The organism is Streptomyces sp. SID5643 (genome assembly GCF_009872555.1).
Lineage (GTDB): Bacteria > Actinomycetota > Actinomycetes > Streptomycetales > Streptomycetaceae > Streptomyces > Streptomyces iakyrus.
This window is the reverse complement of the sequence record NZ_WWIC01000170.1, coordinates 1-5,433: the sequence shown is the minus strand read 5'-3', so window position 1 is coordinate 5,433 and position 5,433 is coordinate 1. Positions and strand designations below refer to the sequence as shown.

Below are 5,433 nucleotides of genomic sequence, written 5' to 3'. Positions count from 1 at the left end.
CCCGGAACCGGCCGGCCCGGTCTGCGCGCCGAACGCGGGGCCCGACGGGGCCGCGCCCGCCGCTCCGGGCCGGCCACCGAAGGCGGATGCCGCCGCACCTCCGCCCGGGCCGGCCGGCCCGAAACCGGAACCGACTGCACCGCCTTGCCCGGCGGAACCGGAAGCGGCCGAGTCGCCGCCCGGCCCCGCCGGGCCGAAGCCGGAGCCCGCGGCCCCGCCCTGCCCTCCGAAGCCGGACGCCGCAGCGCCGCCGCCCGATCCCGCCGGGCCGAAGCCGGCACCGCCGGAACTGCCGGCACCGCCGGAACTGCCGGGGCTGCCACCGGAACCCGCCGCCCCGCGGTCCGAACCCCCCGGCCCCCCGGCCGGTTTCGAGCCGCCGCCGGCCGGACCCGTGCGCGGGGACACCGCGCGGAACGTCATCGTGCCGTCGTCGGGGGCGTCGGCCGGGGCCCCTCCCCCGGGCTGCCCCTGCTGACCCGCCGGGCGGCGGAACACGAACGTGCTGCCCCCCGCCGCCGCGTTCGCCTCCTGGCCGGAAGGCGGGACGTTCGCCGCGCCGTCGGTGCGGGCGGCCTCCCCCTCGGGGCGCGGGCCGGCGGGCGACACCCTCGGGTCGGCGCCCTGCGCCCCCTGCGGCGCACCCCACGAGACACGGCGGTCCTGGTCGCCGCCGAAGCCGGACTGGCGCGAGCGGTCCGCGCCCCAGGCGGAGGCCGGTTCGGGACGGCTGCCGTGCTGGGCGTCGGCGGCCGAAGGCGACTCGGACGGCTCCTCGACCGGGTCCTCGTCGAAGAAGTGCGGGCCGGTCTCCTCGACGGAGGCGGGCTGCGCCGTCCCCGCTCCGGGCGGCGGCGCGAGCGACTCGCCGTCCCGGGGTGCCGGACGGCTGGTGCCCGGCACCCAGGAGGCGCCGTTCCAGTACCGGACATATCCAGGAATGGACGGGTCCGGGTAATACCCTTCGCGGGGCCTGTCGTCACCGGGGGCCGGGGTTGGGGCGCTCATGTCCGTCGTCCCGTATCTGCTCGGGGGCCAAATGGGGGCCTCCACATCTATCAGACGTGCGGGGGCCCCACCGCCGCTCCCACCGGACCCGCCCCTTTCGAGCACCGATGTGCTACGCACCGCGCCGCTCCCGCGGATCCCCCTGCGAAAAAACTTCCGGGAAGGCGCGTAATGCCGCGGCCCGTGCCCGCTCTCTCCTCCCGACCGGCCCTCGCGGGCAGCCGTCAGGAGAAGGGAGACCGTCGTGCACACCGTGGTGGAGCGGGAACTGGAGCTGAAACTCGTCCTGTCGCCGGAGCGCAGGATCCCCGTGCCGGCCCGGCTCGGGTACCTCACGGACGACCCCTACGCCGTCCACGTCACCTTCCACACCGACGCCGAGCACCCGGTGTACTGGACGTTCGCGCGGGACCTGCTGATCGAGGGCGTGTTCCGGCCGTGCGGACAGGGGGACGTCCGGGTGTGGCCGACCAAGACCGAGGGGCGCAGCGTCGTGCTGATGGCGCTGAGTTCACCCGACGGCGACGCCCTGCTGGAGGCTCCGGCGGCGGTGGTGTCGGCCTGGCTGGAGCGCACGCTGCGGGTGGTCCCGCCGGGGACGGAGGGCGAACAGCTCGGTCTTGACGACGAACTGGCCCAGTTGCTCGCCCAGTGAGGCCCCGGGCTCAGAAGAGCTTGCCCGGGTTCAGGATGCCCAGCGGGTCGAAGGCCTGCTTGACGGCCCGCTGCATCTCCATGCCCACGGGGCCGATCTCGCGCGCGAGCCACTCCTTCTTCAGGACGCCGACGCCGTGTTCGCCCGTGATGGTGCCGCCCAGTTCGAGACCGAGGGCCATGATCTCGTCGAAGGACTCGCGGGCGCGCCGGGACTCGTCGGGGTCGGCCGGGTCGAAGCAGACCGTCGGATGGGTGTTGCCGTCCCCCGCATGGGCGACGACACCGATGGTGAGCCGGTACTTCCCGGCGATCCTGTCGACGCCTTCGAGCATCTCGGCGAGCCGGGAGCGCGGCACGCACACGTCGTCGATCATCGTCACGCCCTTGACCGCCTCCAGCGCGGTGAGCGACAAGCGCCGCGCCTGGAGCAGCAGTTCGGACTCGGCCACGTCGTCGGCGGGGACCACCTGGGTGGCACCGGCCGCTTCGCACAGGGCGCCGACGGCGGCGAGGTCGGCGGCCGGGGCGGTGGTGTCGAACGCGGCCAGGAGCAGGGCTTCGGTGCTCTCGGGGAGGCCCATCTGCGCCATGTCGTTGACGGCCTTGACCGTCGTACGGTCCATGAGTTCGAGGAGTGACGGGACGTGGCCGCCCTCCATGATGCGGCACACGGCGTCGCAGGCCGCGGCGGCGGAGGCGAACTCGGCGGCCAGCACCAGTTGCCCGGGCGGCTTGGGGCGCAGCCCGAGAACGGCCCGCACGACGATGCCGAGCGAGCCCTCGGAGCCGACGAACAGGCGGGTCAGGTCGTAGCCGGCGACGCCCTTGGCGGTGCGGCGGCCGGTGGACATCAGGCGCCCGTCGGCGAGCACCACGTCCAGTCCGAGCACGTACTCGGCGGTGACCCCGTACTTCACGCAGCACAGGCCGCCGGAGGCGGTGCCGATGTTGCCGCCGATGGTGCACATCTCCCAGCTGGAGGGGTCCGGCGGGTAGTACAGGCCGTGTTCGCCGACGGCGCGGGACAGGGCGGCGTTGACCACGCCCGGTTCGCACACGGCGATGCGGTCGACCGGGTTGATCTCCAGGATCCGGTCCATCTTCGTCAGGGAGAGCACGATGCAGCCGTCGGAGGCGTTGGCGGCGCCGGACAGCCCGGTGCGGGCGCCCTGCGGGACGACGGGGACGCGCAGGGCGGTGGCGGTGCGCATCACGTGCTGGACCTGCTCGGTCGTGCGGGGCAGCACGACGACGGCCGGGGCGCCGGCCGGGCAGAAGCTCGCCATGTCGTGGGCGTAGGCGGCCGTGACGTCGGGGTCGGTGAGGACCGCTTCGGCAGGGAGGCCGCTGAGGAGCAGGTCCACGAGGTCGCCGGTCGCTGCGGTGTCCTCGGAGCTGGGCGCTTCGATACGGCTCATGATCACAGGTTCGCACCCGGGGCCATCGGTGTGAACCGTTCCTCTTCGGTGAGCAGGAGTGAGTTTTGCACCCATTCCTGGCCACTGCGGGCATCCCGAACGGTTGTGGATGTCCTGGTCGCCCGCGTACGGCCCGCATCCGGCGGCACGGATCGTGTCCGTGGTCCGGGCATGCGGGGGCGGGGTCCCTCGCGCCCGAGGGTCTCCGGTCGGGCCTGGACGGTCCGATGCCCGTGCACATCGCTCTGGTGTGCACGGGGCGGTGCCGTCCGTCGCCTGATCGGATGCCCTTGAGCGCGCCTGCCGATCGCGATGCTCGCGGCATCGTGTCGGCTGGTCTTACGGGTGGGGGTGGACAGTGGCTGCTGCCAGTGCTGGGCGCCCCACTTGCTGGTGTAGGCCGGGTCGACCGCGATGATCGCGATGCCGGTCTGGTCGGCCATCGAGGTCAGCCGGGCCCGCAGACGGCCGGTCGGCATGCCCGAGATCAGCTGCCGGAAGCGGCGCCGACCGCCGTGTTTCTCTCTGGTCTTCTCGGCCGTGAAGTCGAGGTCTTCGACTGCAATGGCAGCCACGCCGCAGGTCTTGGCCCAGTTCAGCAGCCGCGTGAGGGCGTGCCGTACCTGAGCGTCACGATGATGGGTGCTGCCGGACAGGTCGTAGTCGAAGCGGCGCGGTCGGCCGATCGGGTTGCCGAACTCATCGAGGCGCCATGCGGCCAGGTGATCGGCGTTGGTGTCGACACCGATGACGCCGTGGGCGAGGGCGGCTTCGATCGGGACGGTCTGGGTGGGCGGGATCTGCCAGGAGGCCGTCACATACCAACGACTACGTCCCGTGTCGTAGTGGATGCGGTAGGCGACGGCTCGGTTCGCCTTCACACGGTCAGCCCACTCCATGCCGCGGTGCGCGAAACGCACCGTCGCGGCAAGGGCGTAGCGGCCGTGCGGGGCGTTGGCCAGGTCGGCCAGCGGGGTCGGCAGCTTGAGCGAGACCTCACCCTCGGGCGAGATGCGGATCGTCTCGTTCCCGAAGCGTTTGCCGGACTCCCCGTCGGCGGACAGGAACCACCGCTCGGCCTCCCAGCGTGTCCGCCATGCGGCCTCGGTGAGCTGCGCCTGGTCGAGATGGTGGCGGGTGCCCGCGAGACGCTTACCGCCCCGCAGCACATGCACGACACCGTTCTCCCGATCGGCGCGGACCGTGGCCAGCCGGTCCTCAAGCGCGTGCAGGCGAAGCGATTTGCTGAACCATTCGCGGGCGGAGCGATAGCCGCCGGGAGCGTGCTGGGTGCCCTTCTCGCCGACCGGAAGCGCAAGACGGCGCCGGATCATCAGGACGCCGGCTTCGAGCGACTGCACGTGCGCTGCCTGCCCGCGCCGGGCCAGCGCCCACTGGTCATGTGTGGCCTTGGTGATACTTCCCGCCCAGCGCGAGGACGAGGAGGCCGTCAACTCCCGCTTCCGCGCCGCCCATGTGTCGGCGGAATGGTCAAGCCCGTCCATGCAGCGGGCTTTGAGGTCTTTCGACGCGAGCGATCCCAGGTGCGCGCCCACCAGCCTGAGCATCTTCTCGTCCTCGGGCGTCAGGTGTTTCAGACGGTCACGGACCGCCACTCCAGACGGGCCAGGAGCGACGAACGGCGCAGCCACGTCCCGCAGTCCACCCACCGTCATCCCCCCAAAGGCCCGAAGACATCAGCCACCACACCCAACGACCACCATCAGGAAAGGTCACCCATTCGAACCAGGAACTGCCGTTCCCGCCACCGGGCTCATCACCCGACAAACGGCCGAACCCTCCCCCATGCACACCAGAACTCACTCAAGTGCTGTCACCCGGCAACGGCTCAAAACCCCTGCATGCGCCCACAGCGCGGAGGGCGCTCGACACGCTGGGCGAGGCCGCCGGACGGGGGAGTGCCGAAGATGGACGCCGGAGCGGGGTGGCCGGACACGCCCCTGGGCCCCTGGCTGCGACTGCGCGGGCGGGGGACGGGCCCGCACTGCGCCAACAGGCCCCCGCAGGGCGGCGGCCCCGGCACCCCGAGGGCGCGGCGAAGGAAGAACACGTGCGACGGTCCCAGGGCCTCTTCGTCGCTGCACAGCCGCGCGTCGTGCGGGTGCCCCGTGACACCCGCACGCCCGCGACCCGCACGCCCGCGACCCGCTACCGCCGGCGGCTACAGGTTGCCGCGGCGGTCCTGCTCGCGCTCGATCGCCTCGAACAGGGCCTTGAAGTTGCCCTTGCCGAAGCCCATCGAGCCGTGGCGCTCGATGATCTCGAAGAAGACGGTCGGACGGTCCTGGACCGGCTTGGTGAAGATCTGGAGCAGGTAGCCGTCCTCGTC

Annotated in this window: 4 protein-coding genes and 1 pseudogene; 1 reads left to right on the top strand and 4 read right to left on the bottom strand. The window is 72.5% G+C overall.

Annotation, left to right across the window (positions count from 1 at the left end; all coding sequences use genetic code 11):
- Nucleotides 1–1,008 (bottom strand): DUF2510 domain-containing protein (locus tag GTY56_RS20440; RefSeq protein ID WP_161366795.1); only part of this gene is annotated, 1,008 nt, incomplete at its 3' end.
- 244 nt (nucleotides 1,009–1,252) lie between these two features.
- Between GTY56_RS20440 and GTY56_RS20435 the strand changes: the two genes are divergently transcribed.
- A complete protein-coding gene (locus GTY56_RS20435; RefSeq protein WP_161366794.1) occupies nucleotides 1,253–1,663 on the top strand; it encodes an SsgA family sporulation/cell division regulator in 411 nt (136 codons plus the stop codon).
- 10 nt (nucleotides 1,664–1,673) lie between these two features.
- Here GTY56_RS20435 and GTY56_RS20430 read toward each other — a convergent pair whose 3' ends face one another.
- From GTY56_RS20430 to GTY56_RS20420, 3 genes and pseudogenes are all read right to left on the bottom strand, one after another.
- Nucleotides 1,674–3,089: an FAD-linked oxidase C-terminal domain-containing protein gene (locus GTY56_RS20430; RefSeq protein ID WP_161366796.1), complete on the bottom strand. Its 1,416-nt coding sequence runs from the start codon at nucleotides 3,087–3,089 to the stop codon at nucleotides 1,674–1,676.
- Nucleotides 3,086–4,753, bottom strand: coding sequence for an IS200/IS605 family accessory protein TnpB-related protein (locus GTY56_RS20425; RefSeq protein WP_346345526.1), 1,668 nt, complete (start codon nucleotides 4,751–4,753; stop codon nucleotides 3,086–3,088). Before GTY56_RS20425 ends, GTY56_RS20430 begins: the two co-directional genes overlap by 4 nt.
- A gap of 512 nt (nucleotides 4,754–5,265) precedes the next feature.
- Nucleotides 5,266–5,433 (bottom strand): annotated as a pseudogene (locus GTY56_RS20420) (4-hydroxyphenylpyruvate dioxygenase); the annotation flags it as partial.